Below are 21,246 nucleotides of genomic sequence, written 5' to 3'. Positions count from 1 at the left end.
GCCGGGCCTTACGCCACCAGGCTCCAGAACGCGTTCTTGCGTCCATGCTCCCGCCGCAGCCGGGCCACATAGGCATCGTGCGGCTCCAAGCCCCCGAACGCCTCCCCCTGGGCCGACAGGCTGGCGCAGCTCAGCAAATGCCGGGCGGCGTGCTTGTAGCGGCTGGAACGGTTGTGGGTGAGCGCGAAATCGATCATCGCCCGCAGCACCAGCACGGCCGCCAGCTTGTGCTTGCCCGCCAGCGCCTCAGATGCCGGGGTCAGGATTTCATACCGATCGCCGTCCAATTCGCGCCTGCGCTCCATTACCAGGGCCGCCGCGCGGTTCAGATCCGGCCACGAGATAAGAAATCTAAGCGCACGGGAAAAATTCTTATCCTTCTTGGCAAGATCCAGCGCCTTATCCTCGGCCTCGACATCGTCGAAATCCGGCAGGCGTTTCAGATAGTCCCGTAAATGCGAGGACGAGAGCCCGCGCTCAAAGCAATGCCAGCGCGCATCCTGGGCCTCGGTGGCACGGCCCATCGCCTCCAGAACCGCGATGCGGGCATCCTCCCACTCAAAATCCAGCCAATCTTCCCGGGCACGCGAGCGCGATTCAGCCGCCTCGATGGCGCTCCAGGCTTCCTTCAACCGCCCAGCCGCCAGCAGGCGCTGGGCGATCTCGGCGGCAATGGCCGGCACCTTGCGGGTTTTGGCGTCATACTGCGCGATGAAAGCGTCAACATCCCCCTGGGCGTCGGCAATTTCCCGCAAAGCCAGTTTCACGGTGCTGACGCGGGAACTTTCTTCCATCTCATCCTGATAAATCGGCCCGGCCGAGCCATAGCCGATCCTGATGCGGTCTTTCGCCGCAGGTTTCTCTACGGGCCGCTTGGAGAGATCGATCATGAGCTGCTTCAAATGGTCCAGCCCCGCCTTCCCCAGCGCCTTGGCCAGGGCCGCGATAAGCCCATCATACTGGCCGTAATCATTGGCAAGCAACGCCCTGCAACTCTGCTCCGCCAGCGCCTGCGCCGAAGGCTTAGCCAGCACGGCGATGGTGCCAAGATCCTCACAAGCCTGGTGAAAAATCGGGCTGATATGGCCATTACTGTCATCGCAGCGCGAAAACACCGGGTTGGCCAGCTCCATGAAGCGCCAGAGCAGGTCAAGCGCTTCCGCCGGATCACGCTGGGCGATGGCGCCGGCAATGGCGGCGCGCTGGGTTTCGAGATCGACCGCCAGGGGCTTGATGGCGTGCCAATCGACGAAACTCCGCGCCCGGCCAATGGCCGCAAGCCGCTTGCGGACCTCCTTGCCCAGCTCGGCAGGGCTTTGCGCTCCCGCCAGCTCCATCCGCAGCCGGCGCTTCGCCACGGCATCACCCGTGCTGATCTCAATCAGCAGCGCGGCAAGACGCTCCGCCCCGAGCGCTTCCAGGTTCTTGGCGTTCAGCGTTGTCGTCTTGGCCATGCAATGTCCATCCGATGTTATCTTGTCGTGGCATGATCGGCTTTGACTTGGCAAGCCATGCGGGCACGGCACAAATTTTGAGCCCACACCGCACCAAATATCCACACAAGCATTTGATTCTGTTTGCTTTAATTGGCCAGACTCACTCCCCCATAAATTGACCCCAAGGCGCAGATGCTATAGCCGGAATCAGGTGAGCGGGGCGAAACGATGACCGAAAGCAGCTTTTACGAACGGCCGATTCTTAATTCGCCCTACCGGGCGCCAGAATGGCACCATCCGCTCGACGATAAAGGCCAGCCAGTCGGTGGCTCCCCCCTTGCCGGGCGCCGGCCGTCACGCTTCATCGTCCCGGTACCTGCAGCGCGCAAAAGAGCCGCATCTACCCAGGCGTCGCTAGGGCTGGAAACCTACGAAGAAAACCCGCTGATCAACGATATCCGCCGCCAGGTGGATGAGTGGCGGCGCCAGCCGGACCCGGCGAAATGGGGCGTCACTTCGGTTACCCAACGGCTCCTGGAGCATTGGCGGCATCACAAATTCAACGGCCCCCAACCATTTTTCTGTCAGGTCGAAGCGGTAGAGACAATCATCTGGCTGACCGAGGTGGCCCCAAAGCGCGGTACCGGTAAATCTTTCATCGAAAGGCTCGCGGCTGCCAACGAGGAGGCAAACCCCGCTTTGTTCCGGCTCGCCATGAAAATGGCGACGGGCAGCGGCAAAACCACTGTTATGGCTATGCTCATCGCCTGGCAGGCGGTGAACGCCGCGCGCAAGGATTCGAAAGATTTTTCGCGCGCCTTTCTCATCATCGCCCCTGGTATTACGATCAAGGACCGCCTGCGCGTGCTGCAGCCAAGCGATCCGGATAATTATTACGAAACCCGCGAGCTTGTTCCCCCGGAAATGCTGCCCGATATCCGCCGCGCGGAAATCGTGATCACCAACTATCACGCCTTCCAGCACCGCGAGACCATGTCCTTGCCCAAGGTCGCGCGCAGCTTCCTGCAAGGCAACGCGCCCGAGCCGGTCAAGACAACTGAAACCGACACCCAGATGCTTGAGCGCGCTTGCGGTAAGCTGCTCAAATTCCCCCACGTCAACGTCATCAATGACGAGGCGCATCATTGCTACCGGCACAAGGTGGGCGACGACGCTGAGGGCACGCTGACAGGTGACGACAAAAAGGAGGCCGCCGAGAACGAGGAAGCCGCCCGCCTATGGATCAACGGTATCGAGGCGCTGGGGCGTAGACTCTCAAAAGGCGTTCGTGCGGTTTACGACCTCTCCGCCACGCCCTTCTTCCTCCGCGGCTCAGGCTACCCTGAAGGTTACCTCTTCCCCTGGGTTGTCTCGGATTTCAGCCTGATTGACGCAATCGAGAGCGGCATCGTCAAACTCCCGCGCGTGCCAGTCACCGACAATCTGGTGCAGACCGATACTGTCGTCTACCGTGACTTGTGGAAGGAAATCGGCAAGCATTTACCCAAAACCGCCGCCGGCGCCGCCAAGCTCAGCCCGTTCGATCTGCCCAATACGCTCAAAACCGCGCTCAACGCCCTCTATAGCCATTACGAGGGCGAGTTCGAGAGCTGGCAGCGCGCGGGTATCGAAGTTCCACCGGTATTCATCGTGGTCTGCCAGAATACGGCCATCTCGAAACTGGTATTCGAGTGGATCGCCGGGTTCGAGCGTGGCGACGCCGATGCCGGTGAACGGGCCACCTTCAATGCCGGACACCTTGAACTGTTCCGCAATTATGACGACCAAGGCGGCCGCCTGCCCAAACCCCGCACATTGTTGATCGATTCCCGCCAAATTGAATCTGGCGAGGCGCTGGATAAAGGCTTCGCCGCCGCCGCCGCACCAGAAATCGCGCAGTTCAAGCGCGAACTTGCCACCCGCGAGGGGGCCGGAGCCGCCCAGGGCGAGGCCAGCGAGGCCGAGCTGCTGCGTGAGGTGATGAACACGGTCGGCCGCCCAGGCCGGCTGGGTGAACAGATACGCTGTGTTGTCTCGGTCTCGATGCTGACCGAGGGGTGGGACACCAACACCGTCACCCATATTCTCGGCGTGCGCGCCTTCGGCACCCAGCTTTTGTGCGAGCAGGTGGTGGGCCGTGGCCTGCGCCGCCAATCTTATGACATCAACCCTGAAACCGGCCTGTTCGACGTTGAATATGCCGACATCATGGGCATCCCGTTCGACTTCACTACCTCCCCGCAAAAAACCAAGCCAACCAAGCCCAAGCCGCTCACCCGCGTGCACGCCATCAAGGAACGCGCGGCGCTGGAGATTACCTTTCCGCGCGTCAGCGGCTACCGGCGCGAGCTGCCGGGTGAAAAGCTGGAACCCAAATTCACCGAGGATAGCCGGCTGGAAATCACCCCCGCCGATATCGGCCCCACCTCAGTGGTCCTGGAAGGTATCGTCGGCGCGGGGGTGACCATCACGCCCAAAGTCCTGGAGCGGCTGCGCCCCTCAGAGATCAGCTTCAACCTCGCCAAATACTTGCTCTACGCGCATTTCCGCGATGAGGATAACGTTCCCAAGCAGCATCTGTTCCCGCAAATCCAGCGCCTCGCCCGCGCCTGGCTGGACGGCGGCTACCTTGTCACCAAAGGCGTGCCGATTGGCGCGATTTTGTATGAGGACCAGCTCGCCCGCGCCGCTGCCAAGATCGACCTTGCCCTCACCCGAGGCAGCGACGAGCCGGTGCTTGCCGTGCTGGATCCGTACAACCCCAGCGGCTCCACCCGCCATGTCAATTTCATCACCACCAAGCCCTGCTGGGCCACCGGCGCCCGCCCGCCCAAATCCCATATCAGCCACGTGGTGCTGGACAGCACATGGGAGCAGCCGCTGGCCCTGGCGCTGGAGAACCACCCACGCGTACTGGCCTATGCCAAAAACCAAGCTTTGGGGTTTGAAATCCCCTATCTCGATGGCGGCACCATGCGCCGTTACACCCCTGACTTCCTGGTCCGGCTCGACACTGGCGGCGCTGCGCCCCTCAACCTCGTGCTGGAGATAAAAGGCCTGCGCGATGAAGCAGACAAAGCCAAGGCGCAAACCATGCACGAGCTATGGGTGCCGGGCGTCAACGCGCTGGGCGGCTTTGGCCGCTGGGAATTCGCCGAATTCCGGGATTGGGCGCTGATGGAAGATGACTTCTCTTCGATGGTCGATGGATTGATAGAGGCAAACAAATGACAACGTCGTTCAAAACGAACCCCGTCTCCCTCAAAGACCTAATGAGGGATTGCCACGAAGGAAAAATGCAGCTTCCGGATTTCCAGCGGGGATGGGTATGGGATCAAGACCGGATCATTGATCTGCTCGCCTCTATTTCGGAGGGCTTCCCTGTCGGCGCTCTGATGACGCTGGACGCATCAGGCGAGGTCGCTTTTGCCGTTCGACCAGTCGAGGGCGCGCCTTCAGCGAGCAAGCGTCTCGAATCCTATCTCTTGGACGGCCAGCAACGGATGACGTCCCTCTACCAGTCCACGTCAACCCGTGCTCCGGTTCTGACGCAGACCACAAGAAAGCGGCCAGCCCGCCTACATTTTTATTTCGATATCAAAGCCGCGCTCGATCCTGCCATTTCACGAAGTGATGCAATTGTTGCCGTCCCTGAAGACCGTATCATCCGCGGAAAATACGGGCGGGATATTGTTCTTGATCTTTCGAATGAGGAGGGGGAGTTTGCCGCTCTCTATTTCCCCATCGACCGCATATTTGACTCACAGAGCTGGATCGTAAGTGCTTTCGGCTGGGCCGCGAACGGGGGGAGTGACCGGAAGGAACACATGAACCTGTTCTCGCAGTTCTCGAAGACGGTAATCACGAATTTCAATGATTATGATGTACCGGTCATCACACTTGGCAAGGACACCAGCCGTGCTGCAGTATGCCTCGTGTTTGAAAAGGTAAATACCGGCGGAAAGGCCCTCGACGCATTCGAACTCGTCACTGCCATTTATGCCGGGGAAGATTTCAAATTGCGTGACGACTGGAAAGTGCGCCGAGAACGGCTATTGCAACACTCTGTTCTGAAAAAAATTGAGCCCGTTGAATTTCTGCAAGCGATTTCACTTCTTCACACCAAAGCCGTTCGTGAAGCAGCCGAAGCGGAGGGCAGAGAGCCCCCGGCGATCAGCGCCAATCGTAACAGCCTTCTGCAACTGCCGCTTTCTGCTTATCGTCAATATGCCGATCGCGTCGAGGAAGGGTATAAGCGGGCTGCTAAATTCCTGTACAGCCTGAAGATTTTCCGCTCGCATGATCTGCCATATCAGACCCAGCTTGTACCTCTGGCGGCGGTTTTGGCTGAGCTCGATGGCAAGTGGGAGAATGCGTCGGTCCGACAGAGTTTATCACAATGGTTCTGGTGCGGTGTTTTCGGTGAGCTCTACGGCTCCGCGATTGAATCACGCTTTGCTCAGGATATTCGCGACATCGGGCATTGGCTGGATGGCGGGGCAACGCCGCAGACCATCGAACGGGCCGATTTCCGTGAAGAACGCTTGCGGACGCTCCGAAGCCGCCTCTCTGCCGCCTATAAAGGCGTGAATGCTCTGCTCATGCGCGCCGGGGCACAGGATTTCCGCTCAGGACAGCCTTTCGATCAGACCGTCTTCTTCGAGGAAAATGTCGATATCCACCATATTTTCCCGGAAGCATGGTGCAAGAAGCAAGGCATAGCTCCCGAAACCTACAATAGCATCATCAACAAAACGCCACTGTCTGCGAGCACCAATCGCATCATCGGCGGCGTAGCGCCGTCCACCTATTTGACTAGGCTTGAAAAGGGTAACGCCCAAAACCCGCCCATTGCCGCCGAGCAGTTGAACGCCATCCTCGATACGCATTTTATCGACGTCAACCTTCTCCAGTCAGACGATTTCCAGAGTTTCTTCGACGCTCGCCGCCAAAAATTGCTTTCCATGATCGAAGCGGCCATGGGTAAATCCGCTGTGCGCGAGGATGTAGCTCCTCCCGATCCGGATGACGGATACAGCGATGAGGAACGTGAGGCTGAACTGATCGACGCTCCCGAGAGCGAGGTTGCCGCCTGATGGCCCGTGCTCCCAAATCCCCCGCCAAACAATCCTCAAAACAGATCGACGCGCTGAAGCATGAGGCGGCGACACGGCGCAACATTCCCACCGCCGAGATGGAAAGCTTTTTCCAGCGCGATGAGGATTCTGCGCCACGCCCGCCGGTGCGTTACCCGCGCGCCCGGCCTTTGGCTGAAGGGCAGACCCGCACGGCGGAGGAGCCTTCACAGCCGGAACTCATCTGGAACGGGGCGCGCATCACCATATCTGACGCGCAGATGGAAGAGCTGGCGCGCACCGGCACGCTCACTTTGTCTGACGCGCAGCTGGTCTGGCGCGGCAAGGACAGGCAGGACTGGTCCGACCTCGTAGTCAACGTGCCACCGCTTTATATTCAGGAGAAAATCCACCCCAAGGCGATCATTGACGACCTCAAGCGCCGCACCGCGCAAACGCGCGAGGCACAGAGCGAAATGCCGGATCTGTTCGCCGATTTCAACGGCATCACGCCGGAGCAGCGCGCGGAATTTTACCAGCACGACCAGCATTGGTCCAACCGCATGATCCTGGGTGATTCACTTCAGGTAATGGCCAGCCTGGCCGAGCGGGAGGCTTTGCGCGGCAAAGTGCAGTGCATTTATTTCGATCCGCCTTACGGCATAAAATTCAATTCCAACTGGCAGGTTTCCACCCAATCGCGCGATGTGAAGGACGGCAAACAGACCGATATTTCCCGCGAGCCGGAACAAGTGAAAGCCTTCCGCGATACCTGGAAGGACGGGATTCACTCCTACCTTACATACTTGCGCGACCGGCTGACCGTGATGCGTGATTTGCTGACGGATAGCGGCTCGATCTTTGTCCAGATTAGCGACGAAAACGCGCATCGCGTGCGGGCTGTAATGGAAGAGGTTTTTGGTTCAGCTAATTTCGTCGCTCAAATATCCTACTCAACCACGACTGGCCGACCAGATACTCTAATAGCAACTGAAAATGACCTCATCCTTTTTTTTTGCAAAAACCGAGAATTGATCAAATTCAGGCCTATTCTGGTCGAGAAGGATGCCGCAGAAGTTACAAGCTATAAATATGTAGTTGATAGATTGCTGACTTGTGTAACTGGACTGGGAAAAGACAAAAAGGAGGAAATTTTAGCCGACGCTAATCGTATGCTCGCTCAGTTGAGTTTTGCTGTGTCCCAGGACCCGGGCAAGCCTGAGGAGCGTTATTTTGAATTCAGAGGACAAAAGTATGATTGTGGACAAGGTCGTCATTGGAAAACGACAAACCCAGACGGACTAAAGACTCTTGGCCGAGCTGGAAGGTTACATGGACTGGCGAGCCAGCTAAACTATATCCGGTTATTTAACGACAATCGTACGAAGCGCATCAACAATGTGTGGATGGATACGGGAAGTGCCGGATACTCCAACAGCGATCCGAAACGTTACGTTGTACAAACAGACAACACCGTAATCCAGCGCTGCATCTTGATGGCCACCGACCCTGGCGACCTCGTGCTCGACCCCACTTGCGGCTCCGGCACCACCGCCTATGTCGCCGAGCAATGGGGGCGGCGCTGGATCACCATGGATACCAGCCGCGTCGCCCTCGCTTTGGCTCGCACCCGCCTGATGGCCGCGCGCTACCCCTGGTATCTGCTGGCCGATAGCCGCGAAGGCCGCGCCAAGGAAGCCGAACTGACCAAGCGCCTGCCGCCGGAAACACCTGTGCAGAACGACATCCGCCAAGGCTTTGTGTATGAGCGCGTGCCGCACATCACCCTCAAATCCATCGCCAACAACCAGCTCATCGATGAGATTTGGGAAAAATGGCAAGCCGTGCTGGAACCACTGCGCGCCACGCTCAACACGGCGCTGAAGCAAAAATGGGAGGAATGGCAAATCCCCCGCGGCCTGCCCGCAACAGCCGCCGCCACCGCGCGCACGGCGCATGAAAAATGGTGGGAAGCTCGCATCGCCCGCCAGCGCGAGATTGATGCCAGCATCGCCGCCCGCGCGGATGTGGAGTATCTCTACGATAAACCCTATACCGACAATGCCCGCGTGCGCGTCGCCGGCCCCTTCACTGTGGAAAGCCTCTCGCCCCACCGCGTACTGCCCGCCAGCGAAGAAGAACTGCTCAGCGATGCCACACCTGCGGACACCACCCGCGCGGGCCAGGATTTTTCCAGCATCGTCATTGATTATCTGAAATCCGAAGGCGTGAAACAGGCGAAGAAGGCCGACCGCATCGTGTTTGAAAGCCTCACCCCCTGGCCCGGCCAGTATATCGGCGCGAGCGGCATTTTCATCGAGGGCGAAAATGGGCCGGAGCGCCGCGCCGCCATTCTCATCGGTCCGGAATATGGCACGGTGGGCCGCCAGGACGTGGTGCGCGCCGCGCGCGAGGCGGCGGATGCAAGGTTTGACGTGCTGATCGCCTGCGCCTTCAATTTCGATGCCCATTCCACCGAGCTGGACAAGCTCGGCAGCCTGAACATCATCAAAGCGCGCATCAACCCGGACATGCATATGTCCGACGAGCTGAAAAACACCGGGCGCGGCAATATGTTCGTGGTATTTGGCGAGCCGGATGTGGAAATCCTTGACGATGGTGGGCCGGAACTGCGCGTGAAAGTAAACGGCGTGGATGTGTTCGACCCCAATACGGGCGACATACGCTCGAACGATACATCGGGCATCGCCGCTTGGTTCATCGACACGGATTATAACGAGGAAAGCTTCTTCGTCCGCCACGCCTATTTCCTCGGCGCCAATGATCCATACAAGAGCCTGAAAACCGCGCTGAAAGCCGAGATTGACGAAGATGCCTGGGCCACGCTCTACGGCGACACCTCCCGCCCTTCGCGCGCCCGGAGGGTGGGCGCATCGCGGTGAAGGTGATTAATCACTTTGGTGATGAGGTGATGAAGGTGTTTCAAGTATGAATAATGAGCTGGAAGTCTAGCCATGGAGAAAATTTCAGAGCTGGCCGCCTTCCTTCCCTTGCTTGAAGATCCAGGCTTCAAGGCGGGAGAGATGATTATCGACAATGCAGCAGAGGAAGAAATTCGCCAATGGCCATATGTCGTCTACGACCCGATCGTAGACTCCTTGCTTGACGCCGCATACCGAAATAAGTGGGTGTTGACGGGCTTTGATTGGCCCACGTGGGCTCAATCAGAAAGAGCAATGCAATTGCGTGACGAAGAAAGCGCAATTGAACATGCTACTGCAGAGGAAGTCTGCCAGTTGCTCACAGTATTGATACGGCAGGAGCGGTTTTCTGATGGCTCGTTGTTGGAATCGTTCAATTCCGGCTTGATGCTGCGTATTGTACGGCGCGCGAAGGCGCTCGCCGATCGTGAGCCTATTTCTAAAACCCCTTGAGAGGCGACACGTGAACTTCCTCATCTCCGAAACGTTCACCGCATCGTTCAACCGCCTCTCTGGCCAGGACCAGAAGGCGGTGAAAGCCAGCGTATTCGACTTGCAGATGGACCCCTCCGGCAACGGGCTGCAACTGCACCGGATCGACAAAAGCAAGGACAGGCATTTCTGGTCCGCCCGCGTCAACCGCGATGTGCGGTTGATCATCCATAAAACCGGGGAGAGCCTGCTGGTTGCCTATGTCGGGCATCACGATGATGCCTACGCCTGGGCGGAGCGGCGGCGGATAGAGGCGCACCCGCGCACCGGCGCCATTCAGATTGTCGAAGTGCGTGAACTGACCGAGGCGCCTATCCCAGCGGCGCCACAGGCAATGCCCGCTCCGGCTTTGTTCGCCCGTCTCGATGACAATGCCCTGCTCTCCATTGGCGTGCCAGCCGACTGGCTGGCCGATGTACGTGCCGCGACGGAGGATGGATTCTTCGCCCTCGCCCAGCACTTGCCCGCCGAAGCCGCCGAAGCCCTGCTGGAATATGCCGCAACCGGCAGACTGACCACCCCGGCCCCGGCCGCCGCAACCCCCTTCACCCATCCCGATGCGCTGCGGCGGATCAGGCCCATTGCCGACCAGGAGGAGCTGGAGCAAGCACTCTCTTACCCTTGGGAAAAATGGGGCGTGTTTCTGCACCCCTCCCAGCGTGCGCTCACCACGCGCAGCTTCTCCGGCCCGGCACGGGTGGCGGGCTCGGCTGGCACCGGCAAAACCATCGTGGCACTGCACCGCGCGGTGCGGCTGGCACGCGAAAACCCCAAGGCGCGCATCCTGCTGGCCAGCTTCTCGCAGCCATTGGCCGATGCCATGGCGAAAAAGCTGCTGGTGCTGGCGCCTGAAACCGGCGGCATCGTGCCACGCATCACCACCGCATCCTTCCAGGGCATTGCCGAGCAGATGTACCAGCTCGAACATGGCGTGCGTCCGCGTATCGCATCGGACATTGTACTGCGCGAGCGGCTGCGGGATGCCGGGGCGAATCTCAAGGGGTTTTCGGAACGGTTTTTATTATCCGAATGGACCAACGTCATCGATGCCTGGGGTATTAACTCGCCGGATGCCTATGCCACGGTTCAACGCATGGGGCGGAAAAGCAGGCTCGGGCCCAACCAACGCGCCAGCATGTGGCCCGTGTTCCAGGCCGTACGGGAGGCGCTGGCGGTTGAACGATACACGACATGGGCGGAAGTTTTCACCGGCCTCGCGGCGGCACTTGCCCAGCGGGAGCATAAGCCGTTCGATTACGTCATCATCGATGAGGCACAAGACCTTGCCCCCGCCGAGTTAAGATTCTTCGCAGCACTCGCGCCGGCAAAGGCGGATGGTTTGTTCCTGGCCGGGGATGTAGGGCAGCGTATTTTCCAGCATCCTTATTCTTGGGCGAGCCTTGGCGTGGATGTTCGGGGCCGCTCATCCACGCTCAAAGTCTGCTACCGTACCTCACAGCAAATCAGGCGCGCCGCCGACCGGCTTTTGCCGATGGTACTGCGTGATACCGATGGGCTCGAAGACGAACGGCGGGGAATCGTTTCGGTTTTCGATGGCCCGGTACCGGAGGTGCACACACTCGCCGGTACTGAAGCCGAAGCCGGCTTTGTCCGCACGAAAATTGGGGGATGGATTGAGGCGGGCATCGCACCCCGTGAAATTGGCCTATTTGTCCGCACGGCGCAGCTTGTCCCCAGGGCAAGGGCAGCCATTATGGGAATTGCAGGAACTGAAGATACGGTTACAGCACCCATGAGCCTTGCAAAAGGCCTCGAATTCCGAGCCGTGGTGGTGATGGCCTGCGACCAGGGCATTCTTCCGCTCGATGAACGGGTCGCGGATGCGGCGGACGAAGCAGAACTCGATGATATTTACGAGACCGAGCGGCGCCTGCTCTACGTTGCCTGCACACGGGCGCGGGAGCACCTCCTGTTGACTGGCACAACGCCGGCATCCGAATATTTGGCCGATTTTACGCCGTAAGTCACACCTCTCTGGCCACCTCCAGCGAAGCTGCGATATCGCCGATCGCTCGGAACAGGATGAGCGCATTGTCTTTCGAGGGCATAAACCCCCGACGGCGCCAGAACGCGGCGGCGTCATCATCGATGGCATTGACCATCAGCGCCCGCCCGCCGATCAGCGCGGCCCCATTCACGCTGCGGGCTAGAGCATGCTTGAGCAACCCAACGCCAATCCCCTGCCCCGCCCAGGCCGTGTCGGTGGCAAGCTGGCCGAGCAAAATGCACGGCATCGGGTTCGGCGGCTGACCGGTGCGGATCGCGCGCGGCAGCGCGGCGGGCACAACGGCTGTTGGCGCCAGACCGTAATAGCCCACCACCCGGCCCGCCACATGGACCACCATGACCACAGAGAAACCTTTGTGCTGATTGGACAGCGCCCGCGTCTTCAGCCAGTGATCGAGGGAGGGCTTGCCGCAGGAGAACGAGGATACATCATGCCCGGCATGCAGAAGTTCCGGCGCGGAGAGCAATACCTCCCCCATCAACGCTTCGTGGTATCTTTTTCCCATGGCGCCTTGCGGCGCAGAGAGGCCACCATTTCCGGCACGGGCGCCGCAGGGGCGGAGACGGCTTGAACGAACGCCTCAAACCCTTCCGGACTCATGCGCACCAGCGTGCTTTCCATCAGCACCTCCTCGGCGGCCCGCACCGCGGCCTCACGCACAAAATCCGTGCGCGAGCGCCCGCGCAAATCCGCCGCACGGTCGATAATCGCGATATCGCCTTCCGGCAGCCGCATCGAGAGCGGATGGTCTTTGCGCTTGGGCGAGGCGGTCATGGCGGTGGTTCTTGTCATGACCGGGATATAGTTGATTGTAGCGCATTATGCAATACGGACTAGCACTGCCGTCACCGCCCGCGCCCCCGCGATTGCCGGTGAACCTTTCCACCCAACAGCTCGACGGTCGGCATGACACCCCCTTGCGCATAACGCGCTCCGGTTGAGGATCATTGGCAGACCACGACCATAGGCCGTAAGCGTTGCTTTGCGGCCGTTCTTCCCAATTGAGGCTTGATTTGCCTTGGTGGCTTGGAGTGGGAGGCTTCGAGCTATCATTATGGACGACGTTAATGACGACGCGAAGGGTGTGTATCGGCGGATTGAGGTTCTGACGGGACCTGGCCGACGGCGGCAATGGTCGGTGGCAGAGAAGGCACGGATTGTAGCGGAGAGCCTTGAGCCTGGCCGACGCGTTGCTGAGGTGGCACGGCGGTGGCAGATTTGTCCTCAACAATTGTTTGGCTGGCGGCGAGCGGCGCGCCTTGCTGGAATGGTGTTGGTGGGCGAGGCGGAGGCTGGCGATGTTCCGGCTTTTGTGCCGATTGTTGCGACCGAGGTGAACGCCGCGGTGGAGCGGCCGAAGGCATCGCGGGTCGAGATTGAGCTTGCCGGCGCGCTTGTGCGTGTCCCGCCGGATCTGGATGCAGATCAGCTCGCCATGGTGTTGCGTGCGGTGCGCAATTCAGGGCGGCGGTCATGATCGGCATCCCGTCGGGGACGCGGATTCTGATCGCGACGCGCCCAGTTGATTTCCGCAAGGGGACTTACGGCCTCGCGGCACTGGCCGCGGAGGTGCTGGGTGAGGATCCGTTCTCCGGCACGGTCGTGGTATTTCGTGCAAAGCGCAGCGACAGGTTGAAGCTTCTGGTTTGGGATGGCAGCGGCCTGGTGCTGATCTGGAAGCAGTTGCGCGATGGGAATTTCCGCTGGCCGCCGGTTGCCGACGGCGTGATGCGGCTCACCCCGGTGGAGATGGCCGCACTGCTCGACGGAATCGATTGGACAAAGGTGCAAGGCGCCAAGGGGATTCCGGCGCCGGTGCGGATCGCGTAAGCTTCACGGCATGACGCATGCCGCCGAGACATCGCCGCGCCTGCCTACCGATCCCGCTGCATTGCAGGCGCTGGTGCTGGCGATGATGGCCGAACGCGACGAACTCAAAGCCGAACGTGACGCGCTGCAAGCTCACAACCAGCGTCTTGAGCATCTGCTCGCCAAACTCCGGCGGCTGCAGTTCGGCCGTAAATCGGAGCGTCTGCCCGAGGCGCAATTGCAGCTCGGCCTGGAGGATGTTGAGACCGCGATCGCCACGATTGAGGCCGAGCAGGAGAAGCAGCGCCCCGCACTGCGCGAGGAGCGTGCGGCGAAGCGGCGGGCCAGTCGCGGTGCGCTGCCCGCGCATCTGCCGCGAGTTGAGGTGACGCTTGCGCCGGAGGACACCGCCTGCCCGTGCTGCCGCGCGCCGATGGTGGAGATTGGTGAAGACCGCACAGAGCGGCTCGATGCGGTGCCTGTGCAGTACCGGGTGATCGTGACGCGGCGGCCCAAATTTGCCTGCCGTTCGTGCGCGGGCGTGGTGGTGCAGCACCCGGCGCCGGCCCGCCTGATCGAAGGCGGGCTGCCGACCGAGGCGTTGGTTTCCCAGATCGCGGTGGCACGCTATGCCGATCATCAGCCGCTCTATCGCCAGGCGCAGATGATGGCTCGCCAGGGCATTCTGATCGATCGCTCAACCCTGGCCTTCTGGATGGGATACGCCGCGGCGGAGGTGGCGCCGGTGGTGACACGGTTGCGCGAGATTGTGCTGGCCTCACCGCGCATCTTCGCCGATGAGACGGTGGTGCCGGTGCTCGACCCCGGCCGCGGGCGCACCAAGCAAGGATATTTCTGGGCCATCGCGCGTGATGACCGCCCCTGGGGCGGCACTGATCCGCCGGCGGTGGTCTATCGCTATGCGCCCGGCCGGGCGCATCATTACGCCGGTGAGTTGCTGGGCGATTATCGCGGCATCCTGCAATGTGATGGTTATGGCGCCTACAAGTCATTCGTCAGGCAAGCCGGCCAGGTTGCGCCGGTGCTCGCCTTCTGCTGGAGCCATCTGCGCCGCCAGTTCTACGATGAGGCGAAGAAGGGAACGGCACCGCTGGCCACGGAGATGCTTGAGCGTATCACGGCACTTTACCGCATCGAGGCTCGTATCCGCGGCCAAAGCCCGGACCAGCGGCTTGCCGTCCGCCAGGCGCAAAGCCGCCCATTGGTCGCCGATCTGCGCACCTGGCTTGACGAGCAGATCGTGGAACTCCCAAGCTGGGCACCGACCGCAGAAGCCATCCGCTATGCGTTCAACCATTGGGAGGGCCTTGAACAGTTTCTCCATGACGGCCGCATCGAGATGGACACCAACACTGTCGAGCGCGCGATCAGGCCAGTGATTCTCTCGCGCAAAAACGCCCTGTTCGCCGGCAGCGATGAAGGTGGGGAGACCTGGGCCTCCCTCGCTTCACTGGTCGAGACCTGTAAGCTCAACGCCGTCGATCCAAACGCCTACCTTACCGAACTCCTCACCCGTCTCGTCAACGGCTGGCCCCAGGCTCGCATCGACGAACTCATGCCATGGCGCATGAAGCAGCCCGCATCATTCTGACAAAGGGTTTCAAAGCAACGCTTACCATAGGCCATCAGGTTTGGGATTTCGAGTTAAATTACCCTAAGACTGCCCTAGTGCAGCGGACAGCAAAAAGCCGCCTTGCGGCGGCTTCAGTGTGTTGATTTCGTTTGTAATTCTGGTTGCGGGACCTGGATTTGAACCAGGGACCTTCAGGTTATGAGCCTGACGAGCTACCGGGCTGCTCCACCCCGCGTCACCGAGTAAAAAACCGCCCTTGGTGTCCCTTGGGCGGTTTTTGTTATTTGGTATTGATAGGCTGGAAGACCTGGCGGCGACCTACTCTCCCGTGCCTTAAGACACAGTACCATTGGCGCTGGGGATTTTCACGTCCGAGTTCGGGATGGGATCGGGTGTAGGCTCCCCGCCAAAGCCACCAGGTCGTCCAGCCTATCAATTTAAGCTGTCGTGGTTGAGGTTTTGGTGCTTTTTTGAGCTGGCTGCTTCAGACTTCGCTAACGCTTTGTCATCAGCAGCTTTGTGTGATCTCGTTTGCTTTTGTCCAAATCAGCTTTTCGTCCGGATGGATGATTGCTGCTTATGGGGTTGGTGAGACGATGTTGAACTCTATCGGGTGATTAGTACCGGTTAGCTTCGCACATTACTGCGCTTCCACACCCGGCCTATTAACGTGGTGGTCTACCACGACCCTCAGGGAGGCCTAGTTTTGAGGTAAGTTTCCCGCTTAGATGCTTTCAGCGGTTATCTTTTCCGTACTTAGCTACCCGGCTGTGCCGCTGGCGCGACAACCGGTACACCAGAGGTACGTCCATCCCGGTCCTCTCGTACTAGGGACAGATCCTCTCAAGCCTCCAACACCCACGGCAGATAGGGACCGAACTGTCTCACGACGTTCTAAACCCAGCTCACGTACCACTTTAATCGGCGAACAGCCGAACCCTTGGGACCTGCTCCAGCCCCAGGATGTGATGAGCCGACATCGAGGTGCCAAACCTCCCCGTCGATGTGGACTCTTGGGGGAGATCAGCCTGTTATCCCTAGAGTACCTTTTATCCGTTGAGCGATGGCCCTTCCATGCGGAACCACCGGATCACTATGGCCGACTTTCGTCTCTGCTCGAGCTGTCACTCTCGCAGTCAGGCGGGCTTATGCCATTGCACTCAACAGCCGATGTCCGACCGGCTTGAGCCCACCATCGCGCGCCTCCGTTACTTTTTGGGAGGCGACCGCCCCAGTCAAACTGCCCACCATGCAGGGTCCCGATCCCGGATAACGGGATTCGGTTAGATATCAGAAGAGTTCAGGGCGGTATTTCAAGGTTGGCTCCACCAGAGCTAGCGCCCCGGGTTCAATGCCTCCCGCCTATCCTACACAGCACTCTCCTAATACCACTGCAAAGTTGCAGTAAAGGTTCATAGGGTCTTTCCGTCTGACCGCGGGTACCCCGCATCTTCACGGGGAATTCAATTTCGCTGAGCCTACGCTGGAGACAGTGGGGAAGTCGTTACGCCATTCGTGCAGGTCGGAACTTACCCGACAAGGAATTTCGCTACCTTAGGACCGTTATAGTTACGGCCGCCGTTTACCGGGGCTTCAATTCAGTGCTTGCACACCTCCTCTTAACCTTCCGGCACCGGGCAGGCGTCAGACCGTATACGTCGTCTCTCGACTTCGCACAGCCCTGTGTTTTTACTAAACAGTCGCTACCCCCTCTTTTGTGCCACCCAATCATGGTTGCCCACAATTGGGTCTCGCTTATCCCGAAGTTACGCGAGTAATTTGCCTAGTTCCTTCAGCATAGTTCTCTCAAGCGCCTTGGTATACTCTACCAGTCCACCTGTGTCGGTTTAGGGTACGGTCTATATGCTAGAGCTATTTCCTGGAATGCTTAAAAAGCCAGATCAATCCAATAAGACCTGACAACATCTCGCATTCGTCACTTCTAGCAGGCACAGGAATATTCACCTGTTTCCCATCGACTACGGCTTTCGCCCTCGCCTTAGGAGCCGGCTCACCCTGCGCGGATTAACCTTGCGCAGGAACCCTTGGACTTACGGCGACAGAGTTTCTCACTCTGTTTGTCGCTACTCATGTCAGCATTCGCACTTCTGATACCTCCAGGACCGGTCACCCGTATCCCTTCGCAGGCCTACAGAACGCTCCGCTACCGCTTGGCTAATGCCAAGCCCACAGCTTCGGTATATGGCTTGAGCCCCGTTACATTTTCGGCGCAGGATTTCTATTAGACCAGTGAGCTATTACGCTTTCTTTAAAGGATGGCTGCTTCTAAGCCAACCTCCTGGTTGTTTTGGAATTCCCACATCCTTTCCCACTTAGCCATAATTTGGGGACCTTAGCTGGTGGTCTGGGCTGTTTCCCTCTCGACGATGGACCTTAGCACCCACCGTCTGTCTGCCGTACAAGTCTCCTGGGTATTCGGAGTTTGGTTAGGTTTGGTAAGTCTTTGGGACCCCCTAGCCCATCCAGTGCTCTACCCCCCAGGGCATACATACGACGATCTACCTCAATAGATTTCGCGGAGAACCAGCTATCTCCAAGTTTGATTGGCCTTTCACCCCTAGCCACAGCTCATCCCCGACTTTTTCAACAGGCGTGGGTTCGGCCCTCCAGTGGGTGTTACCCCACCTTCAGCCTGGCCATGGCTAGATCACTTGGTTTCGGGTCTTCTGCCCGCGACTGAATGCCCTATTCAGACTCGCTTTCGCTGCGCCTACGTCTAACGACTTAAGCTTGCCGCGAACAGAAACTCGCTGACCCATTATACAAAAGGTACGCCGTCACACCAAAAGGTGCTCCGACTGCTTGTAGGCATCCGGTTTCAGGTCTCTTTCACTCCCCTTGTCGGGGTGCTTTTCACCTTTCCCTCACGGTACTTGTCCACTATCGGTCACCAGGGAGTATTTAGGCTTGGAGGATGGTCCCCCCATGTTCAGACAGGGTTTCACGTGCCCCGCCTTACTCAAGTCCTCAAATGTTGCCTTCGCATACGGGGCTATCACCCATATTGCCGGACTTTCCAGACCGTTCTGCTAACGTCATTTGAGGCACTGGCCTGCTCCGCGTTCGCTCGCCACTACTAGCGGAATCTCAATTGATGTCTTTTCCTCCAGGTACTGAGATGTTTCAGTTCCCCGGGTTTGCCTCTCTACCCTATGAATTCAGATAGAGATCTCCTTGCGGAGGGGTTTCCCCATTCGGATATCTTTGGATCAAAACCTGCTCGCGGTTCCCCAAAGCTTTACGCAGCGTGCCACGTCCTTCATCGCCTCCTGGTGCCAAGGCATCCACCGAATGCCCTTTTGTCGTTCAATTCGTTCTCACCACACGCTATCGCATTGAACACACAATAACGCGCTACCCACCATAAACAGGAACCATCCATCGGCGTTCCGGCTCACCCTCCATCATCTCAACATCGCCGCTAGGTACAGCAATCGTCAAAACAACTTCACCAGGCAAACCCAACTTCCAACAGCGTTTGACTGTTAGGCAGATGAGATCACACATGCACTGAACACTCGAACCATCTTGTGTCTCGCTTCAAGCTTACGCTCTCCACGGGTCAGACAACCCAACACAAGAAGCCCGGACCGATCCTCAAGGCCGAAACCCCAAAAATCAATGCGCGCATCCAGATGCACCAAAACCTATTCACCATGACAAAGAACAAATTCGTTCCCGACATTGCAGCTGGGAACAAACATCCAAGCCTCTTCGCCTTGACCTTTTCAGGAACAAGGTAAATCAGCTCGAAACTCGTGCTTACCTGTAACAGACATCCGCGCAAGGCCGCCAAGCCCTGCTCACCACAACCAACCAAATCTGGTGGAGATGGACGGAATCGAACCGACGACCCCCTGCTTGCAAAGCAGGTGCTCTACCAATTGAGCTACATCCCCAGCATGGTATCTGGCCTGGCCGATCCAGACTTCGCAGCAAGCCGCTCCGTCATCGGCAGGCATGGCGTTCTTTCAAACACCACCACCAATCATGGTGGGCCAGGGAGGACTTGAACCTCCGACCCCACGCTTATCAAGCGTGTGCTCTAACCAACTGAGCTACTAGCCCGAGATCTAAAGTCCGCATCGGTTGGTATCGACAAAAACCGACACCGCCGCTGTTACAGGAAAGGGATACGTTGATGGCGCTTCATGACAACATCCGGACAGGATGTGTTGCCTAAATCATCCGATCTAGGTCTTTTTTTCAGGAAAATCCCAAATCAGCCAGCAAAAGCCAGCCAATGCTCAGGATCATATCCTTGAAAGGAGGTGATCCAGCCGCAGGTTCCCCTACGGCTACCTTGTTACGACTTCACCCCAGTCTCTGACCCGACCGTGGTAGGCTACCTCCTTGCGGTTAGCGCACCTACTTAAGGTCAAACCAAATCCCATGGTGTGACGGGCGGTGTGTACAAGGCCCGGGAACGTATTCACCGTGGCATGCTGATCCACGATTACTAGCGATTCCACCTTCATGTACTCGAGTTGCAGAGTACAATCTGAACTGAGATGGCTTTTAGAGATCAGCACGGTATCACTACCTAGCTTCCCACTGTCACCACCATTGTAGCACGTGTGTAGCCCAGGACATAAGGGCCATGAGGACTTGACGTCATCCCCACCTTCCTCCGGCTTGTCACCGGCAGTTCCTCTAGAGTGCCCAACTAAATGATGGCAACTAAAGGCGAGGGTTGCGCTCGTTGCGGGACTTAACCCAACATCTCACGACACGAGCTGACGACAGCCATGCAGCACCTGTGCGGAAGGTCCCTTGCGGGAAAAGTACATCTCTGTACCGGTCCTCCCCATGTCAAATCCTGGTAAGGTTCTGCGCGTTGCTTCGAATTAAACCACATGCTCCACCGCTTGTGCGGGCCCCCGTCAATTCCTTTGAGTTTCAACCTTGCGGCCGTACTCCCCAGGCGGTGTGCTTATCGCGTTAGCTACGACACTGAGAAACTAAGTTCCCCAACATCCAGCACACATCGTTTACAGCGTGGACTACCAGGGTATCTAATCCTGTTTGCTCCCCACGCTTTCGCGCCTCAGCGTCAGTTAAGGACCAGGTTGCCGCCTTCGCCACCGGTGTTCTTTCCAATATCTACGAATTTCACCTCTACACTGGAAATTCCACAACCCTCTTCCTCACTCTAGCTCGCACGTATCAAAAGCAGTCCCCAGGTTGAGCCCAGGAATTTCACTTCTGACTGTACATGCCGCCTACGCGCCCTTTACGCCCAGTCATTCCGAGCAACGCTAGCCCCCTTCGTATTACCGCGGCTGCTGGCACGAAGTTAGCCGGGGCTTATTCTGCAGGTACCGTCATCATCGTCCCTGCCAAAAGTGCTTTACAATCCGAAGACCTTCTTCACACACGCGGCATTGCTGGATCAGGGTTTCCCCCATTGTCCAATATTCCCCACTGCTGCCTCCCGTAGGAGTTTGGGCCGTGTCTCAGTCCCAATGTGGCTGATCATCCTCTCAGACCAGCTACTGATCGTCGCCTTGGTAGGCCTTTACCCCACCAACAAGCTAATCAGACGCAGGCTCCTCCCAAGGCGACTTGCGCCTTTGACCCTCAGGTATCATGCGGTATTAGCAGCAGTTTCCCGCTGTTGTCCCCCACCCCAGGATAGATTCCTACGTGTTACTCACCCGTCCGCCGCTGCCATTGCTGACCGCGCGACTTGCATGTGTTAAGCATGCCGCCAGCGTTCGCTCTGAGCCAGGATCAAACTCTCAAGTTCATCCTACCCAGCGCCTAACCGGCACTAAATATAAATGAAGAAAGCCCTGCTCAAACATGTCGTTCCTCAGTCTTTCAACCAAGAATATTCGAAGCGTTT

The 21,246-nt window shown here is 58.5% G+C and carries 11 protein-coding genes, 3 tRNA genes and 3 rRNA genes; 8 read left to right on the top strand and 9 right to left on the bottom strand.

The window, feature by feature from the left end; translation table 11 throughout:
- Nucleotides 1-8 precede the first annotated feature (8 nt).
- Nucleotides 9-1,454, bottom strand: a complete 1,446-nt coding sequence (locus ACZ46S_RS12925; protein WP_464062040.1) for a DUF6880 family protein — start codon at nt 1,452-1,454, stop codon at nt 9-11.
- Nucleotides 1,455-1,664: 210 nt separating this feature from the next.
- Between ACZ46S_RS12925 and ACZ46S_RS12920 the strand changes: the two genes are divergently transcribed.
- The 5 genes from ACZ46S_RS12920 (at nt 1,665) to ACZ46S_RS12900 (ending at nt 11,929) form a co-directional block, all read left to right on the top strand.
- The gene (locus ACZ46S_RS12920) at nt 1,665-4,667 is read left to right on the top strand and encodes a BPTD_3080 family restriction endonuclease (protein ID WP_464062039.1); all 3,003 of its coding nucleotides are present in this window, start codon (nt 1,665-1,667) and stop codon (nt 4,665-4,667) included.
- Nucleotides 4,664-6,532 (top strand): GmrSD restriction endonuclease domain-containing protein, encoded by a 1,869-nt coding sequence (locus ACZ46S_RS12915; protein WP_464062038.1) that lies wholly within the window; start codon nt 4,664-4,666, stop codon nt 6,530-6,532. Before ACZ46S_RS12920 ends, ACZ46S_RS12915 begins: the two co-directional genes overlap by 4 nt.
- Nucleotides 6,532-9,414, top strand: a complete 2,883-nt coding sequence (locus ACZ46S_RS12910; RefSeq protein WP_464062037.1) for a site-specific DNA-methyltransferase — start codon at nt 6,532-6,534, stop codon at nt 9,412-9,414. Before ACZ46S_RS12915 ends, ACZ46S_RS12910 begins: the two co-directional genes overlap by 1 nt.
- A 72-nt stretch (nt 9,415-9,486) precedes the next feature.
- Nucleotides 9,487-9,906 carry a DUF6508 domain-containing protein gene (locus tag ACZ46S_RS12905; RefSeq protein WP_464062036.1) on the top strand — a complete coding sequence of 140 codons (420 nt, stop codon included), beginning with the start codon at nt 9,487-9,489 and terminating at the stop codon, nt 9,904-9,906.
- 10 nt (nt 9,907-9,916) lie between these two features.
- Entirely contained in the window at nt 9,917-11,929 is a 2,013-nt protein-coding gene (locus tag ACZ46S_RS12900; RefSeq protein ID WP_464062035.1) for a UvrD-helicase domain-containing protein, read from the top strand.
- A gap of 1 nt (nt 11,930) precedes the next feature.
- On the opposite strand, the gene ACZ46S_RS12895 is transcribed toward ACZ46S_RS12900, so the two are convergent.
- Both ACZ46S_RS12895 and ACZ46S_RS12890 read right to left on the bottom strand, forming a co-directional pair.
- Nucleotides 11,931-12,452, bottom strand: coding sequence for a GNAT family N-acetyltransferase (locus ACZ46S_RS12895; protein ID WP_464062034.1), 522 nt, complete (start codon nt 12,450-12,452; stop codon nt 11,931-11,933).
- On the bottom strand, nt 12,452-12,766 hold the full coding sequence (locus ACZ46S_RS12890; protein ID WP_464062033.1) for a type II toxin-antitoxin system TacA family antitoxin: 315 nt from the start codon (nt 12,764-12,766) through the stop codon (nt 12,452-12,454). The genes ACZ46S_RS12895 and ACZ46S_RS12890 overlap by 1 nt, the downstream gene beginning before the upstream one ends.
- A gap of 262 nt (nt 12,767-13,028) precedes the next feature.
- Here ACZ46S_RS12890 and tnpA point away from each other — a divergent pair, with 262 nt between their 5' ends.
- Genes tnpA through tnpC form a run of 3 tightly spaced genes read left to right on the top strand, consistent with a single transcriptional unit; the run spans nt 13,029 to nt 15,395 of the window.
- Nucleotides 13,029-13,451, top strand: a complete 423-nt coding sequence (gene tnpA / locus ACZ46S_RS12885; RefSeq protein ID WP_464062032.1) for an IS66-like element accessory protein TnpA — start codon at nt 13,029-13,031, stop codon at nt 13,449-13,451.
- Nucleotides 13,448-13,804 (top strand): IS66 family insertion sequence element accessory protein TnpB, encoded by a 357-nt coding sequence (gene tnpB / locus ACZ46S_RS12880; RefSeq protein ID WP_464062031.1) that lies wholly within the window; start codon nt 13,448-13,450, stop codon nt 13,802-13,804. Before tnpA ends, tnpB begins: the two co-directional genes overlap by 4 nt.
- Nucleotides 13,805-13,814: 10 nt before the next feature.
- Entirely contained in the window at nt 13,815-15,395 is a 1,581-nt protein-coding gene (tnpC, locus tag ACZ46S_RS12875; protein WP_464062030.1) for an IS66 family transposase, read from the top strand.
- A 140-nt stretch (nt 15,396-15,535) separates the two neighbouring features.
- Here the strand turns inward: tnpC and ACZ46S_RS12870 are convergent.
- From ACZ46S_RS12870 to ACZ46S_RS12845, 6 genes are all read right to left on the bottom strand, one after another.
- Nucleotides 15,536-15,612, bottom strand: a tRNA-Met gene (locus ACZ46S_RS12870).
- A 70-nt stretch (nt 15,613-15,682) separates the two neighbouring features.
- Nucleotides 15,683-15,797, bottom strand: a 5S ribosomal RNA gene (gene rrf, locus ACZ46S_RS12865).
- A gap of 176 nt (nt 15,798-15,973) precedes the next feature.
- A 23S ribosomal RNA gene (locus ACZ46S_RS12860) occupies nt 15,974-18,709 on the bottom strand.
- A 512-nt stretch (nt 18,710-19,221) separates the two neighbouring features.
- Nucleotides 19,222-19,297 (bottom strand) — tRNA-Ala (locus ACZ46S_RS12855).
- A gap of 92 nt (nt 19,298-19,389) precedes the next feature.
- Nucleotides 19,390-19,466: transfer RNA gene (locus ACZ46S_RS12850), tRNA-Ile, on the bottom strand.
- A gap of 196 nt (nt 19,467-19,662) precedes the next feature.
- Nucleotides 19,663-21,147 (bottom strand): 16S ribosomal RNA (locus tag ACZ46S_RS12845).
- The 16S, 23S and 5S rRNA genes sit together here with 3 tRNA genes alongside, the layout of an rRNA operon.
- Nucleotides 21,148-21,246 lie beyond the last annotated feature (99 nt).

It is taken from the genome of Acidocella aluminiidurans, assembly GCF_055383125.1.
This window is presented reverse-complemented; position numbering and strand designations above follow the sequence as displayed.